The sequence below is a fragment of the Xanthobacter sp. 126 genome (genome assembly GCF_000526175.1).
Lineage (GTDB): Bacteria > Pseudomonadota > Alphaproteobacteria > Rhizobiales > Xanthobacteraceae > Xanthobacter > Xanthobacter aminoxidans.
The window spans coordinates 1,370,407-1,386,302 of sequence record NZ_JAFO01000001.1 but is presented as its reverse complement, the minus strand read 5'-3'; the positions used below and the strand labels follow the sequence as shown (position 1 = coordinate 1,386,302).

The following is a 15,896-nucleotide window of genomic DNA, read 5'->3' as shown; positions in this document are numbered from 1 at the left end:
CCCATCTGTCTTTGAATCTTGGACGCGTCCCCGCGCTCTTCATAGAAACATCAAAAAAATTTCAATTAGTCAACCTGGTGCCATACGCTCGCGATGGCGGAGGTCGCGTCGCGCGACGGGGGTGGCGGAATTTTCCTCTTGACGGGAATATTTCAACGCGCATCAATAAAACATCAAAAAAATATGGATAAAAAGATGCGCGATTTTCCGGTATTGGCCGCGGCAGGTGACATCGTCATCAGAAACAGGCTGTTCGACGAGCGGGGGGCGCTCCACCCGGGCTACGCCGGCACGCTGGCCTACCTGCGGCAGTCCGACCTTGTCTGGGGCTCCTGCGAGGTCCAGTTTGCGCGTCAGGGTTACCGGACCGATGCGCCCATCGCCTATCTCGCCGACCCCGCCATCGCCGGCGATCTCGGGCAGGCCGGTTTCGGCATCATGACGGTCGCCACCAACCACACCTGCGACTTCGGCCCCGCAGCCTTCCTGGAGACGCTCGACCACCTGAGGGCAGCCGGCATCGCGCCCGTCGGCGGAGGACGCACGATCGACGACGCGATGACGCCGAAGGTGGTCACCGCCGCCGGACAACGGATCGGCTTTCTCGCGGTCTCGTGCCTGCTGCCGCCGGACTATGCCGCGACCGAGGCGCGTCCGGGTATCGCCCCGCTCCGGGTGGACCAGTGGGCGGAGCTTCACCCCATCCTGCTGGCGACCGAGCCCGGGGCACCCATTGCTGTGCGCAGCCGGGTCCGGCCGGAGGACGTCGCGCGTCTCGTGGAGGCCATCCGCACGCTGCGCCCGAGCGTCGATCATCTCGTGGTCAGCGTCCATTGGGGCTACGGCCGCGGCGACCCGCAGGCGGAGTATCAGCGTCCGCTCGGCCACGCCATCATCGACGCCGGCGCCGACCTCGTCCTCGGCAACCACCCCCACAGCCCCGCGGGTATTGAGACCTACCGGGGCCGACCGATCCTCTACAGCCTCGGCAACCACATCGCGCAGCAGGACTGGGCGAACGCGACCCCGGTTCAGCGGGAAATCTTCGCGCAGATCGATCCCTGGTCGCTGGTCAGCCGGATCACGTTTGGGGCCGCGGGTGTCCAAGCCATGGAGTTTCGCGCCACCGAATGCGACGCGCAGGGCATGCCCGTCATCATCGCGAACGAAGAGGCCGCGCGGCCGATCCTCGATCGGTTCCGGCGTCTGTCGGCGACCATGGGCACCCGGATCGAGATCGACGGCTCGGAGGCGGTGGCCTGTTTTGCCCGGGCCGCTGCCGTTCCCGAATCGGCCGCATCCTGACGACGCTCAGGGCAGCAGCGAACGCCATGACCAACAAACAGCGCATCCTGATTGCTTCGCTCGGCGGAACGATCGCCATGACGAAGGCCGCGGCACCGGGCCTCGTGCCGACGCTGGCGCCGGATGATCTCCTGCTTAGGACCCCGGTGCTCGCGTCCCTCGCCGAAATCGAGACCTGGCCGCTGGCGGCGCTGCCCAGCGCCTCCCTCGGCATCGCCCAGATCATCGCGTTGGCGCGCGGCCTGCGACAGCGGTTCGCCGAAGGTTGCGACGGCGCCGTCGTGGTCCAGGGGACCGACACGCTGGAGGAGACGGCCTTTCTTCTCGATTGCCTCATGTCTGGGGATCAGCCCGTGGTGGTGACGGGCGCGATGCGCGGGAGCGACGCCCCCGGAGCGGACGGCCCAGCCAACATTGCCGACGCGGTGCGCGTCGCCGCCGATGCACGGAGCGTCGGCAAGGGGACGCTCGTTGTCTTCGACGGGGAGATCCATGCCGCCCGCTTCGTCCGCAAGGCCCACACCATCAGCCTCGCCGCTTTCCGTTCTGTCGGACGGGCAGCGCTGGGGTCCGTAGCCGAGGATGAGGTGCGTGTCTCGGGCTGCGTCGGGCGTGTGGCGCCCATCCATTCCATCGATCCGGCCCGCGAGGTTCCGGTTGCCCTGTTCCGCTTCGCGATGGGCGCCGACGACCGAATTCTGAAATGCCTGCCAGACCTTGGTTATGGCGGCCTCGTCATCGAGGGGGCAGGCGGCGGGCACGTCTCTGCCGGGCTCGTGCCGGCGGTTCGCGAATTGGCCACGAAGATGCCGGTGGTGCTCGCGAGCCGCTGCCCGGAAGGGCCCGTCCTGCGGGCCACCTATGCCTATCCGGGCTCCGAGATGGACCTTCTGTCCGCCGGCGTCCTGCATGCCGGCGACCTGTGCGGCCTCAAGGCCCGGCTGCTCCTTTCCCTGCTGCTGATGTCGCAGGACGACGGGGAGGACGTCGCAGCCCGGTTCCTCGCCCGGGCCTCGGGCAGCCCCCAGCCCCATCCGGAGACGATATCGTGAGCATTCAGAACCCAGCCATGCGGATGGAGCGGGATTCGCTCGGCGACGTGGAGGTGCCTTCAGATGCCCTTTACGGCGCCCAGACTGCGCGGGCCCTCGCCAACTTCAATGCCTCGGGCATTCCCATCGGCCACTTCCCCGATCTGGTCCGGGGGCTCGCTCTGGTCAAGAAGGCGGCGGCGCGCGCCAACCATCGCCTCGGCCTCCTGCCGGAGCGCCTGGCGGTCGCCATCGAGGATGCCTGCGACACGATCATCGCCGGGCGCCACATGGAAGCGTTCGGCGTGGACGTGCTCCAGGGCGGGGCGGGCACCTCTTCCAACATGAACATGAACGAGGTCGTCGCCAATCTCGCGGCGGATCGGCTCGGCGTTCCGCGCGGCCGCTACGACGTCGTCCACCCCAATGACCATGTGAATTTGTCGCAATCCACCAACGACGCCTATCCCACCGCGATCCGCATCGCAGTGCTCACGGGCAACGCCCGCCTGTGCCGGGCGCTCGACGCCCTGGTGCGCGAACTGGAAGCGCGGGCGCGCGATTTCGCCGGCATCCGCAAGCTCGGCCGCACCCAGCTCCAGGATGCGGTGCCCATGACCTTGGGCCAGGAGTTCCGTGCCTTCGCCTCGACCCTGCGGGAGGACATCGCACGGCTCGCCGAGATCGGCACCTTGCTGAACGAGGTCAATCTCGGCGGAACGGCCATCGGCACCGGCGTCAACGCCCCGGCGGCCTATCGCGCGATGGCCGTCGCGGAGCTTGCCGCGCTCTCCGGCCTGCCGCTGACCTCGGCGCTCGACCTTGTCGAGGCGTCCTGGGATACGGGCGGGCTCGTCCTCTATTCCGGCATGCTGAAGCGGACGGCGACCAAGCTCTCCAAGATCGCCAACGACCTCAGGCTGCTCTCCAGCGGACCGCGCGGCGGCCTCGGCGAGATCAGCCTCCCCGCCATGCAGCCCGGCTCGTCCATCATGCCGGGCAAGGTCAATCCCGTGATCCCGGAAATGGTCAATCAGATCGCCTTCCAGGTGATCGGCGCCGATCTCGTCGTGACGCTCGCCTCCGAGGCCGGTCAGCTCCAGCTGAATGCCATGGAGCCGGTGATGGCCTACAACATCCTCACCTCGCTCGACCTTCTGACGCGCGGCTGCCGGGCTCTGGCCGACAAGTGCATCCGCGGGCTCGGCGCGAACGCCCACACCTGCGCGCTTCATCTCGACCGCAGCACCGCCATGGCGACGGAGTTGGCCCCGCGCCTCGGCTATGCCAGGGCGGCGGAGATCGCCCACCGCGCGCTGTCGAGCGGACGCAGCATCGCCGAGGTTCTGGCCGAAGGCGCGGATGTCAGCCATGGATGATGTGATCGAGACCTGCGTCGCCTGGCGCCACCACCTCCACGCCAACCCGGAGTTGCTCTACGACCTGCCCGGGACGACACGCTTCGTCTCCGAGCGCCTCGTGGAGGCCGGCGTCGATCGCATCGAAACGGGAATAGGCGGGAGCGGCATCGTCGCATTGATCGGCGGCGCCGGGACGTCCGGCCGCGTGGTTGGGCTCCGCGCGGACATGGACGCGCTGCCGATCAGCGAGGCAACCGGACTGCCCTACGCCTCGCGGGCTGCCGGACGGATGCATGCCTGCGGCCACGATGGCCATACGGCCATGCTGCTCGGCGCGGCAAGGCGCCTCGCCGCGACCCGCGACTTTTCCGGCACGGTGGCCCTCGTCTTCCAGCCGGCCGAAGAGGGCGGCGCCGGAGCCAGGGCGATGATCGACGATGGCGTGCTCGACCGCTTCGGCATTGCTGAAATCTATGGTCTGCACGCCATGCCGGCCCTGCCCGTGGGCCATTTCGCCACCCGCGCCGGCCCGCTCATGGCGGCGTCCGACCTCGTGACCATCACACTGGGCGGACGTGGCGGACATGCCGGGGCGCCCCACCTCGCCGACGACGTGGTGCTTGCCGGCGCCGCCATCGTGCAGGCCGTCCAGCGGATCACCGCGCGCACGCTCGATCCGATCGAATCTGCGGTGGTTTCGCTCACCTGCTTCCAGGCCGGCGAGCGGGAGAACGTCATCCCCGCAACGGCGACGATCAGGGGCACCGTCCGCGCCCTCCACGAGCCGGCGCGCCGCGCCATCGAGGAGAGGCTCTGCGACATGGTGCCGAAAATTGCAGCCGGCTTCGGTGTCGCGGCGACAGTCCTCTACCGGCGTGAATACCCTGCCACCGTCAACGCCGCAGACCAGGTGGCGCTCGCGGTGGAGGTGGCCGGCGCACTGGTCGGCGGCCAAGCCGTCGATTCCAACGCCCGACCGATCCTCGCTTCCGAGGACTTCGCCGATTTCCTGGCGGAGCGGCCCGGCGCCTTCACCTTCATCGGCAATGGCGACAGCGCACCCCTGCATTCCCCGCGCTTCGACTTCGCCGACGCGGCAATCCCCTTCGGCATCGACTTCCTGTGCCGCGTCGCCGCCGCGGCGCTGGCGCAGGATCCCCGGCGTCTTCCCGGCGGCGACACCCATCGAAAGGCCCGGCCATGACCCATGTACGCGACATGATCGGCTATGGCGAGGCGCCACCCGACCCGAATTGGCCAGGCGATGCCTACCTCGCGCTTCAGATCGTCCTGAACTACGAGGAAGGCGGCGAAAACTCCCCGCTTTACGGCGACGCGGCGTCGGAAAGCTATCTTTCCGAGCTTGTCGGCATCCAGCCCTATGTCGGCCAGCGAAACCTCAACGTCGAGTCGCTGTACGAATATGGCTCGCGGGCCGGCTTCTGGCGCCTGTGGCGCCTCATGACGGATCGCGGCCTCAAGCTCACGGTCTTCGGCGTCGCCTCCGCCCTGGCGGCTAATCCGGCGGCTGTCGCGGCGATGCAGCACGCGGGCTGGGAAGTCGCCTCGCACGGGCTGCGCTGGATCGACTACAAGGACTTCGCCCGTGCCGAGGAGGAGGCGCATTTCAAGGCCGCGCTCGACCTTCACCGCCAGGTGACGGGCACTCTCCCGCTCGGCTGGTACACGGGGCGCATCTCGGAGCAGACCCTCGACATCGTGATGGACCACGGCGGTCTTCTGTATTCGTCGGACTCCTATTGCGACGATCTCCCCTACTTTGTGGAGAGGAACGACAAGCGCCACCTGATCGTGCCCTACAGTCTCGACGCGAACGACATGCGCTTTGTCTCGCCGCAGGGCTTCAATTCGGGAGACCAGTTTCTCTCTTACCTGCAGGACAGCTTCGATTTTCTCTATGAGGAAGGCCGAAGGGGCGCTCCGAAGATGATGTCCGTGGGACTGCATTGCCGGATCGCCGGCCGCCCGGGCAGGACCGCCGCATTGGCGCGGTTTCTCGACCGGGTGGCGGAGAAGCCGCGCGTCTGGATCACGACCCGCGCGGACATCGCGCGCCACTGGCACGCCGCCCACCCGCGCTAGTGGTTCGACCACGACAGATGGAACTCGTCTGTCGCGGTCGAACCACTAGCCTTTGATCCACGAGTGGCTGCGGCATCCGATCATTTCGCGCTGAGAAACATCGCTCCCGGCGGACCGCTTGGTTCGCCGGAATTGCGGCGTCACACCCCGCGCAACCACGATCCTCCAGGAGGATTAAGCATGACCAAAACAAGTGAAAGGAGAAAATCCAATGATGTTCCAGTTCATCACCTTCGCCGTAAACACACTATTTGCAACCGCGACGATCGCCTCGATCGCCGTGATGCCTCTCGCCGCGCACGCGGGTGCGGTCGGAAACACCGTGAAGCTTTCCCATCTCGACGGCAGCCCCGCCGAAACAGGGATTGAAAACACGAACCGGGTCCTGCGGCAGATCGGCGTCCATGTCAGCGAAGTTCCCATTCCTCCGGAAGCGCGCCCCATCCTCGAAGCGTCCAGGACTCGCGCCATTTCCGCCGATGAAACCGGGCGGATCAGCGCGCTCTTCGCGATGCACCGCGGGCAGCTCCTGCAGGAGATCGCCACCGCGGGGCGCCAGCCCGAGGCGCACCGCGGCGGCTATCTCTCGACCTCGGAGATCGGCGATACGCCGTATCCCAAGGTCTTCGACATGAAGGCCATCCCCGCGAACATCCTGTACGCGCTCCAGGCCAAATACGCCAAGCTCCACGTCAACACATCCGACGACGGATTGGGCATCGACGAGGTGATGACCGTTGTATCCGGCGGCCCCTGGACCTGGTTCTTCCGGCTGACCAGCGGCGAGATCGTGAAACTCACGGTGGGTCCCGTGGATGGCGGCGGGAATGCCCTGCGGCTGAGCTATTCCGGGCTCGTGCCACACGCGGCTTTCCTCAGCGCCCCCAGCGGCCTGACGGTGGCCCACGCCCACGGCCCGCAGCATTTCGTCATGCGCTACGACGATCCCAGCGTGGCCGGCGCCGATGTGCTTGGCACCAATCCGTGGATCGATTTCAGCGGTGACCGGCCGAAGCTCGTCAAGCCGTGACGTCCGTCTGACGAAGTCCCGCGATGCGCGCCCCATAACCGGGCGCGCACGCCAAACCTCAAAAACACAAAACTCCAGAGGATAAGCCAATGAACTCCCTACTTAAGACATGTGCCGGTGTTGCATTCACGCTTTTGACCTTTCTCGGAAGGACAGAAGCGGCAGATCAGCTGTTCGATTACCTCGATAACAGAATCAGCATATCGTACATATTTGGGGCGACGGACGCAGGGAACTATACCGTACATCCAAACGGCCAGATCACCGGCACGACGGACATGTACGCCTTGGAGTACACGCACTTCAGCACATGGAAGTTTGGAACCAATTTCTTCTATGCGGGCCTGTTTCAGTCAACTTCGAGCGATCCCGCCGGCCCCTGCACGAATGCGGGGCAGATTTTCACGGGCAGCGCAGTCGTTTACGCCGATTGCGCTGGAGGGAGCGATTTTTACGGCCTGTTGCGGAGTACCCTGGGCTTCAATGAGATTTTCAATACGAACATGTTCCATGTCGGCCCACTGAAGGATGTATCGCTTGAGGTGGGCCTCGATTTCGACAGCCAGAATACCTACTACGCGTCGGCGAAACGGATGTTGGTCGCCGGCATCCAGTTCGCCTTCAACCTGCCGTATGGGGGATATCTGAACGTCGCCCCCCTGTTTAAATTCGAGACAGGGCATAACGGGTTCACTCAGTGCGGAGGTCCCTTTGCGGCGGCGGCTCCGAATTGCAATTCGGACGGCACCATCAACTACAAAAATACATGGGCCTTCGAACTGAACTATTACCTTCCGCTCGGGTTTCTGCCTGAGTCCGTGAGGTATTTTTCGATCAGCGGCCGGGCGGGCATCTACGGCCCCAAGGGGCCGTGGAACGGGCTGCCGGCGTATATCACCGGATCCAAGGGGTATCAGGTCGAAGTCAATGCGGAGCCGGTCCGTCTGATCTTCGACGCGGGCAAGGCCATGTTCGGGGAAGTGCGCTCCCATACGCTGGATGTGTGGGTCGCCTACCGCTACTGGCAGAACCAATACGGCAATCCGGCGGATTCGGCGCCTTATGTCTGCACGCTGCACGGCGTGAGCACGAACAGCTGTATGATGAACGCCGTGGCCACTGGCATGACGGCGAAGTTCTGACGAGCGCCGAGCGGCGGCCGTAGACATGCAAGCTGCGTCGTCCGCTAGTCGCCGCCATCCGAAAAGCCAGGCGCCGTCGCAGCCGTCGGCGCCCGAAGACAAAGCTCTCTTCCGGCCTGACCGCTCACGTCCTGAGCGATCCGGCCGGCTGTGAGTGTTGCTACCCGCCAGCATCCGCGCTACGGCGCAATATCCGCATCCGTGGAGGTCGACGTCAATCATAAAGGGAACGTAGCGCGACTTTAGTCCGTATTGAGCGTATCCCCAGACGTCACCGCCTACTTGGAGATGGCGGCTCCGCGTTCCCTTCCGCCATGGTGTCGAACGCGTGAAGTATGACACTCACCATCGCATCGAGCCGCCGTCGGCTGACTCCGTCGCGTGCCTGCACCGAAAGGCCATGAAGCAGCGTGGCGCAGCAATCGCCGGTGGCGATTTCGTCGAAGGTCGCCGGAAGCTCGCTCGACTGCTTCGCCTGCCTTCACCGATCAATGAGTGATTGCTTGCGGGCTCTTCGATGGTCTGCAAGCCAGGCGCCTAGGGCCGTGTTCCCCGGCGCGCAATTGGTCGCCGCCGAAAGGCCACCCGCAGCGCATCCTGGAGGCCGGCGACCGTGGTCTCCAAGCGGGTCCTGGCCTGGGTGACGAGGGCGGCATCCGAACTGCTCAGGGAGACCGAGCCGTACTGGCCCTGGAACGCCCGGTCGATGGCGCCGACGTCATAGGCGATCTTGGGCCTGCCCGAGCAACTGCTGCGTGCGCTGGGCCGACTGCTGCAGCGCGCTGAGGGAGGAGTATGGCAGGCTCGCGAGGTTGCGGGCCTGGTGATCAGCATCTGCGCCTCGTTCTGCAGCGAGGTGATCTGGTTGGTGACCTGCTGCAGGGCGCGCGCCGCCTGGAGGAGGTTCTGGGCATAATTCGAGGGGTCGTAGACCACATATTGCGCGGCCGCCGGCGCCAGCGCGCACAGGAGAAGCGGCGCGGCGACGAGCGCTGCCCGCCGCATCGAGCGGATCATGAGCGTGGCTCCAGATTGTCGAGGGTGGGGATGAGGTCGGCGGCCCAACTCAGTCCCCGATGGCGCAGCCAGGCAGCGAGGAAGCCGTCGCGCCCTTGCTCGGCGAGGATCTGCGAGTGCGCGGCCTGGTCGGTCTTGGACGCGGCGGCGCACAAAGCGAGCGCCACCTGCGACAGGCCAAGCTCGAACAGGCGGTTGCCGCGCCGGGACTGGCAGTAATAGTCCCGCTTCGCTCAAAATTTTCCCAAGAAAATCAAATTCTTAGCAAGCGTCCTTCGGGGCGTTTTCTGCTTACCGGCAACGGCTCAGTCATATCGGTAAGCTGGCGGTAAGCGCGGCAGGGAAAGCCGTGGCGCGCTCCAGCGTAGGCGACCCCCCTGCCCGACCGGTCAGCGAAAGCGCGGAAAAGCCGTGCGGCTGTCCGGCAGACCACCTCTCCCGCGTACGGGAGGTCCTTTCGCCTACCGAGAGTGAGAGGTTGGACCAGATTTCTGTGACGTGTGAAGGCCGGGAGAGAGGCTTCCGGCGCCCGTCATGGAGTTTGATCCCATGACTGATGTTCAGGTTTTTGACGCGAGCCGGGCAGTGGCCGGCGGATACAAGGTGGATGCGAGCCGCGGCGAGCGGAACGGACGGGTGTCGTCGGAGTGGTTCTCCCGCCCGGCGGACGAGCGCTACCTGTCCCTGTCTGAGCTGTATGGCGCCGTGCGCCGCCGCTCCGACCGGAGCCGGACGCGAACCGTCGAGAGCGCGTCGATCCGCGTCGAGGCGCGGCGAGAGGCGCCGGACCGGATCACGCTCGCTCTACCGGGGGCGGAGGCTCCCGTGGCGCCCACCCATTGGAGCTTCGGCCAGCTCGCCAGCCTCATTGGGGCACCGGCGTCCTATCTGCGCCAGCTTCCCGCGTCGCTCGCCAGCATCAACCTGCAGCACGGCCTGCTGACGCACCGCGCCGAGCAGGTCAAGACGCTGGAGGTGGAGGATGGCCGCGTCGAGCTCCGGGCCGTCACCGGTCCCGAATACGGCCGCATCTACGATCATGAGCTGGTGGATGCCGTGCGCCGGATCGCGGGCAATGGTACCGGCGACACCCGCTGGAAGGTGCCGGGCGTGCTCGATTGGTCGACTGGCATCTACAATCCCCGCGTCGACATCGCGAAGGACACGACCACGCTCTACGCCTCGGACCGAGACGTCTTCCTGTTCCTGGTGGACGACCTCAACCCCATCGAGGCCGGGCGGCTCCCGGATGGCTCGCCCGACCTGTTCTTTCGGGGCTTTTATTGCTGGAACTCAGAGGTGGGGGCGAAGGCGCTGGGGATCGCCAGCTTCTATCTGCGGGCCGTCTGTCAGAACCGCAACCTCTGGGGCGTGGAGGATTTCGAGGAGATCACCATCCGCCACTCAAAATACGCTGCCTCCCGTTTCGCCCATCAGGCAGCGCCCGCCCTTGAGCGCTTCGCCAATTCCTCGCCCATGCCCTTCATCAACGGCATCAGGGCGGCCCGCGAGCGCATCGCGGCCCGCACCGACGAGGACCGCACCGAGTTCCTCCGCCGCAAGGGATTTTCCAAGGCCGAGACGCAGAAGGTGATCGACACCGTGCTCGCCGAGGAGGGCCGGAAACCCGAGAGCATCTTCGACTTCGTGCAGGGCATCACCGCGGTGGCGCGGGACAAGCCGCACCAGGACGCCCGCCTCGATCTGGAGGCGAGGGCGAAGAAGCTCCTCGACCGGGCTACCTGAGATCCGCAGTGCCGGAGATACGGAATGCCGTGTCTCCGGCCGTACGGCGTCCCAGCTTTCTGGATTGTCGGTTCTACGGCGCTGCCCTTCGAGGAAGAGGGCGGCGCCGTGTTTCGTGACGGGTTGGAGGTCAGAGAGAGGTTCTCCGGCTGCCCGTCGTGGAGCAACGTCCCATGGCCACGGCCGTTCAGAAGATCACCCTTTCGTCCTCGCGGGACATCCCCTTCAACAAGCTGGTGCTGAGCCAGTCCAACGTGCGCCGGGTGAAGGCGGGCATTTCCATCGAGGAACTCGCCGAGGACATCGCCCGACGCGGTCTGCTCCAGGGCCTCAACGTCCGCGCCGTGGTCGATGCCGATGGCGTCGAGACCGGCATGTACGAGATCCCCGCCGGCGGGCGGCGCTATCGGGTCTGACTCACTTTTGATGATGTTTGGGACCGAAGTGGTGCGGATCTCGATGGAGAATCAGCGCCATGTGGCCCGAGCTTCGCCTGTCCAATCTAATCCCACCCGATCTGGTGACCGAGCAGGTCACGGAGGCGGGTGGCACCCTCATCGTACATGCCAGGGCCGCCGCCGCGAGCCGCTCTTGTCCGCGATGCTCGGCGCCATCGAGGCGCATTCATAGCCGCTACATCCGTACTGTTTCAGATCTGCCCTGTAGCGGGCGGCGCCTGGAACTGCGTATTACCACTCGGCGCTTTGTCTGCACAGCATCCCGTTGTCAGCAACGGATCTTCGCGGAACGCTTCGGAGAGGGACTGTTCGGGATGCGGGCGCGCCGGACAACACGTCTCGAAGTGCTGGTTCGTCATCTCGGTCTCGCTCTCGGCGGGCGGCCCGCGGCCAACTTTGCCAGGAGGCTGATGCTGCCCGTCAGCAATGATACCCTTTTGCGGGTTGTGCGCCGTCACGCCCAAAGCCCCACTGAGGCGTTAGTGATCGTGGGGGTCGATGACTGGGCGTTTCGGCGCAACCATCGATATGGCACCATCGTTTGTGATCTGGAGCGGCACCGGGTCGTCAAGCTGTTGCCGGATCGTGACGCCGCAACGGTCAAGGCATTCCTGGCGCGGCATCCCACCATCCGGGTGCTATCGCGCGATCGCGGCGCCGGATACGGCGAGGCTGGTACACAGGCCTTACCGGATGCGCTCCAGGTTGCCGACCGCTGGCACCTTATCGAAAATGCCAGCGCGGCCTTTCTCGACGTCGTGCGCAAGTCCATGCGGGCCATCCGGGGCACGATTGGCGCGACCACCATCAGTCCCAGGCTGCTGACCGCCGCCGAGCGCCTTCAATATGATGGCTACCTGCGGCGCGAGGACGACAACGCCGCCATTCTCGCCCTGCACCGGGAGGGTGTGTCGATCAAAGATATCGTGCGCCGTCTGGGGCATAGCCGTGGCCTGGTCCGCAAGGTGGTTCGGGGTATGCGGACCGATCTCTTCTTCACAAATGCCAGCACCCTGGAGCCCTTTTTGCCCGTTCTCGATGAAGCCTGGACCGGTGGCTGCAGGAACGGCGCCGAGCTATGGCGCCATTTACAGCTCCGTGGGTTTGGCGGTTCCTTGCGTGTGGTGACGGAATGGGCCACCCGGCGCAGACGGGCCGAACAGGTCAGTCATCAGGGTATGCAAAAAATCCCATCTGCCAGGATGATCGCCCACCTGATGACAACCGGTCGTGATCACCTCGGTAGAGCTGCGACCGTGACCGTCGCCGCCATCGAGGCTGGCGTGCCGGACCTCGATGCGGCCCGCAAGCTCATCATGCGGTTCCACCATATGGTCAGGACCAAGGCTGCCGCCGGCCTGGACGCCTGGATCGCGGCAGCACAAGAGAGTCTTCTGCACGCATTTGCCCGCGGCATTCTCAAGGATCGCGAGGCGGTCCTTGCCTCCATTCGCGAGCCATGGTCCAACGGCCAAACAGAAGGGCAGGTCAACAGGCTCAAGCTGGTCAAGCGCCAGATGTACGGACGCGCCAAGCTCGATCTCCTCGAAGCCCGCCTCATCGGCGCCGCCTGACCCCTCCGATCACCAGACATGCGTCAGACCCAATATTCCATGCCGAAACACAGTCGGGAGAAACCTCGATGCCGTAGAGCTCGCGCAGGTGCCCGACGATCTCCCGGGCGCTCATGCCGCGGGCATACATGGACACGACCTTGTCGTCGAAGCCGGGGAAGCGCCGCTGGTACTTGGCGATGAGCTGGGGATCGAACGTCGCCTGCCGGTCCCGCGGGATCTCCAGCTCGATCCGGCCGGTCTCGGTGGTGACCGTCTTCCGTCCATAGCCGTTGCGGCTGTTGCCGGTCTCGTCGCCCGCCAGGTGATGATCCATCTCGCAGCAGGTCGGCCGGCGAGCAGGCCTCGGCGGGGTCGGCGGTGTCCTGCAAGGATGAGGCGAAGGCGTGATAGAGGTCGCTCACTTCGATCAGCTGGCGCATGACAATGAAGATGCCCAGGGAGCCATCCGATTGGATTTCATCCTTCAGGGCAGAGATCTCATCATCAAGGACAGCCTTGAACAGATCGGCGCGATCAACAAAGTTGCGATAAAGCGCTCCCCGTGTAATCCCGGCGGGTTCCGCGATCAATTCGAGCGGAACATCATGTCCCCGCTCGCGCATGATGGTCCGCGCTGCTTCGATCAGGCGCCTTCTGTTTTCCAGAGCATCCTTGCGCAAGGCTGTTTCTTCCTCCTGCGGCGCTTCGAAACCGGCTTGCCCCTATTCGCAAGCAGGCGCCCATTCCACCCATACATATTCCTGCCGTTCAAGGCTTCGGCTCCGCCTTGTAGAAGTCGAGGAACATCGCGATGCCGGTCTCGATCAGGCGATCGGCCGCGCCACTGCTTGGGGAAGGGAAACCCAGGGCTCCGCTCAGCTTGATGTCTTCGGTGACCAACGCGAGAAACTGGTGCGCCGCCAGTTCGCCATCGGGAATCCGCAGGCGGCCGGTGTCGCTCAGCGCGCCGAGATAGGCCGCGATCTGACGGATCGCGGCACCTGGCCCTTCATCATAAAAAACCTGAGCGAGACGGGGAAAGCGGGGCGCGACCGGGATCAGGATGCGGAAGATGTCGAGGCCCTCCCGATGCGCGAAGATGCGACGATAGTTGGTCGCCACCTTGTGCAGCTCCTTCGAGACGAAGGCGCTCTCCGGGGCCGGCCTGTAAAGGCCGGCGTTGACCGCCCGGCACTCAACCCGGATCAGCTCCTCGAAGAGGGCGGCCTTGCCGGGGAAGTGCGCATACAGCGTGGCCTTGGACAACGCCCCGGCGCGCGCGATCGCATCCATGGTGGCGCCGTCGTAGCCCGCCTCCAGGAACACGGCTCGGGCCGCCTTGAGGGCCTCGCGGGCCTTGGGTCTGAGGCTGCTGGAGTCTTGCGGCTCAAGGGATGAAGCGTTGCATTCCGACATGCCTTCAACTTAATCGAACTGTACGGTTCAGTCCATATTGACTCTCGATTTATCTGGCCCTACTCGTTTGCCGAACTGAACGGTTCGGTTCAGATCGGCTGTATGCGGGTGCCTTCAAACATGCGAGACCTGTCTGCCCTCTCCCGGCTCGCCCCCCGCCTCAAGGGGGGCGTCTTCGCAGCTTCCCTGCTGCTCATGAACGGCTGCACGGTGGGGCCGGACTTCGCGGCGCCCGATGCGCCACGCGTCAACGGCTACCTGCCCGAAGGCACGCCCCTGCCCACGACGTCCGCCAATGTCCATGGCGGTAGCAGCCAGGTCTTTCTCCGTGGCCGAGATCTGCCCGGCGAATGGTGGCGGGTGTTCCGCAACAAGCAGATCGATGCGTTCGTGGCGGAAGCGATCCGCAACCATCCGGACATCGCCGCCGCTCAGGCTGCGCTTCGGGCGGCGCGCGAAAACGCGCTGGCAGGAGAGGGCAGCCTGTTTCCGCAGGTGTCGGCAAACGGCAGCGCCACGCGGCAGGTCACCTCGCTGGCGAACCAGGGCGAGAGCGGCAACACCAGCCCCTACAATCTCTACAATGCCTCGGTCAGCGTCAGCTATGTGCTCGACGTATGGGGGGGCACCCGCCGGCAGGTGGAGGCGCTGGAGGCGCAGGCGGACTACCAGCGCTTTCAGCTGGAGGCGACCTATCTCAGCCTCACCTCAAACGTGGTCACGGCCGCCATCACCGACGCCTCCCTGCGCGCGCAGATCGAGGCGACCAACGACATCATCAAGTCCGAGCAGGAACAGCTCAAGCTGGTCCAGCGCCAGTTCGAGCTGGGCGCGGTGGCCCAATCCGACGTGCTATCCCAGCAGTCGAACCTCGCCCAGACCCAGGCGACCCTGCCGCCGCTGCAGAAGCAGCTCGCCCAGCAACGCAACCAGCTGATGGCCTATCTCGGCCGGCTGCCCAGCGAGGACCGGGGCGAGCACGTGACCCTCGCCAGCCTCACCCTGCCCCGCGACCTGCCGGTGAGCGTGCCGTCCGCCCTGGTGCGGCAGCGGCCCGATATCGGCGCGGCGGAGGCGAGCCTGCACAAGGCCACCGCCACGGTGGGCGTCAACGTGGCCAACATGCTGCCGCAGGTTCAGCTCACCGGCAGCTACGGCCGGGCCGGCCTCACCCCCGACAGCCTGTTCTCGCCGGGCACCGCCGCCTGGAGCATCGCGGGCAGCGTCGCACAGACGGTATTCGACGGCGGGACGCTCTATCACGACAAGGAATCCGCCGTCGCCAGCAACGAGCAGGCGTTGGCCCAGTACAAGAGCACGGTCATCACCGCCTTCCGCGACGTGGCGGATTCGCTGCGCGCCATCGAGGCCGATGCCAGCACGCTGAAGGCCCAGCTCGCCTACGAAAAGGCCGCGCAGGAGAGCGTGAAGATCTCCCGCACCCAGTATCTCGCCGGCGCGGTGACCTATCCCTCGGTGCTCACCGCCGAGCAGAACTTCCAGCAGGCGGTGGTGGCGCGGGTGAAGGCGCAGGCCGCCCGCTTCACCGATACGGCGGCGCTCTTCCAGGCCCTGGGGGGCGGCTGGTGGAACCGTGTGGATCAGACGGCGCAGGCCGAGCCCCGCACCAACGCCGGTTATTTCCAGGACCACTGAGCGGGCTGCAAAGCCCCCCTCCCGGGTGCGCCCTCAAAACGACCCCTGCGCCGCAGCCGCAAGAAGAGACGTCAG

Annotated in this window: 11 protein-coding genes and 4 pseudogenes; 11 read left to right on the top strand and 4 right to left on the bottom strand. The window is 65.6% G+C overall.

The window, feature by feature from the left end:
* Positions 1-195 precede the first annotated feature (195 nt).
* The 7 genes from XAN126_RS26880 to XAN126_RS0106445 all read left to right on the top strand — a co-directional run bounded on the left by XAN126_RS26880 (position 196) and on the right by XAN126_RS0106445 (position 7,972).
* Complete coding sequence (locus tag XAN126_RS26880; protein ID WP_024277783.1) at positions 196-1,305, top strand: CapA family protein; 1,110 nt, start codon at positions 196-198, stop codon at positions 1,303-1,305.
* A gap of 26 nt (positions 1,306-1,331) precedes the next feature.
* The gene (locus XAN126_RS0106470; protein WP_024277782.1) at positions 1,332-2,357 is read left to right on the top strand and encodes an asparaginase; all 1,026 of its coding nucleotides are present in this window, start codon (positions 1,332-1,334) and stop codon (positions 2,355-2,357) included.
* Entirely contained in the window at positions 2,351-3,715 is a 1,365-nt protein-coding gene (locus XAN126_RS0106465) for an aspartate ammonia-lyase (protein ID WP_197024101.1), read from the top strand. Before XAN126_RS0106470 ends, XAN126_RS0106465 begins: the two co-directional genes overlap by 7 nt.
* Positions 3,708-4,901, top strand: coding sequence for an amidohydrolase (locus XAN126_RS0106460; protein WP_245272224.1), 1,194 nt, complete (start codon positions 3,708-3,710; stop codon positions 4,899-4,901). Before XAN126_RS0106465 ends, XAN126_RS0106460 begins: the two co-directional genes overlap by 8 nt.
* Positions 4,898-5,800: an allantoinase PuuE gene (puuE, locus tag XAN126_RS0106455; protein WP_024277779.1), complete on the top strand. Its 903-nt coding sequence runs from the start codon at positions 4,898-4,900 to the stop codon at positions 5,798-5,800. Before XAN126_RS0106460 ends, puuE begins: the two co-directional genes overlap by 4 nt.
* Before the next feature lie 211 nt (positions 5,801-6,011).
* A complete protein-coding gene (locus tag XAN126_RS0106450; protein WP_024277778.1) occupies positions 6,012-6,830 on the top strand; it encodes a hypothetical protein in 819 nt (272 codons plus the stop codon).
* 89 nt (positions 6,831-6,919) lie between these two features.
* Positions 6,920-7,972: a hypothetical protein gene (locus tag XAN126_RS0106445; protein ID WP_024277777.1), complete on the top strand. Its 1,053-nt coding sequence runs from the start codon at positions 6,920-6,922 to the stop codon at positions 7,970-7,972.
* A gap of 582 nt (positions 7,973-8,554) precedes the next feature.
* Here XAN126_RS0106445 and XAN126_RS26050 read toward each other — a convergent pair.
* A pseudogene (locus tag XAN126_RS26050) lies at positions 8,555-8,989 on the bottom strand (P-type conjugative transfer protein TrbJ); the annotation flags it as partial.
* Positions 8,986-9,219: pseudogene (locus XAN126_RS27585) on the bottom strand (hypothetical protein); the annotation flags it as partial. The pseudogenes XAN126_RS27585 and XAN126_RS26050, both read right to left, overlap by 4 nt.
* A 319-nt stretch (positions 9,220-9,538) precedes the next feature.
* Between XAN126_RS27585 and XAN126_RS0106430 the strand changes: the two are divergent.
* The 3 genes and pseudogenes from XAN126_RS0106430 (at position 9,539) to XAN126_RS0106420 (ending at position 12,767) form a co-directional block, all read left to right on the top strand.
* Positions 9,539-10,735, top strand: coding sequence for a hypothetical protein (locus XAN126_RS0106430; protein WP_024277776.1), 1,197 nt, complete (start codon positions 9,539-9,541; stop codon positions 10,733-10,735).
* A gap of 173 nt (positions 10,736-10,908) precedes the next feature.
* Positions 10,909-11,164, top strand: a pseudogene (locus XAN126_RS0106425) (ParB N-terminal domain-containing protein); the annotation flags it as partial.
* Between the two features lie 46 nt (positions 11,165-11,210).
* Complete coding sequence (locus XAN126_RS0106420; protein WP_024277774.1) at positions 11,211-12,767, top strand: ISL3 family transposase; 1,557 nt, start codon at positions 11,211-11,213, stop codon at positions 12,765-12,767.
* Positions 12,768-12,810: 43 nt separating this feature from the next.
* Here the strand turns inward: XAN126_RS0106420 and XAN126_RS0106415 are convergent.
* Together XAN126_RS0106415 and XAN126_RS0106410 are read right to left on the bottom strand one after the other, a co-directional pair.
* Positions 12,811-13,086, bottom strand: a pseudogene (locus XAN126_RS0106415) (transposase); the annotation flags it as partial.
* A 431-nt stretch (positions 13,087-13,517) separates the two neighbouring features.
* On the bottom strand, positions 13,518-14,165 hold the full coding sequence (locus tag XAN126_RS0106410) for a TetR/AcrR family transcriptional regulator (RefSeq protein ID WP_024277772.1): 648 nt from the start codon (positions 14,163-14,165) through the stop codon (positions 13,518-13,520).
* Between the two features lie 120 nt (positions 14,166-14,285).
* Here XAN126_RS0106410 and XAN126_RS0106405 point away from each other — a divergent pair, with 120 nt between their 5' ends.
* Positions 14,286-15,821, top strand: a complete 1,536-nt coding sequence (locus tag XAN126_RS0106405) for an efflux transporter outer membrane subunit (RefSeq protein WP_029876800.1) — start codon at positions 14,286-14,288, stop codon at positions 15,819-15,821.
* The last annotated feature ends 75 nt before the right edge of the window (positions 15,822-15,896 follow it).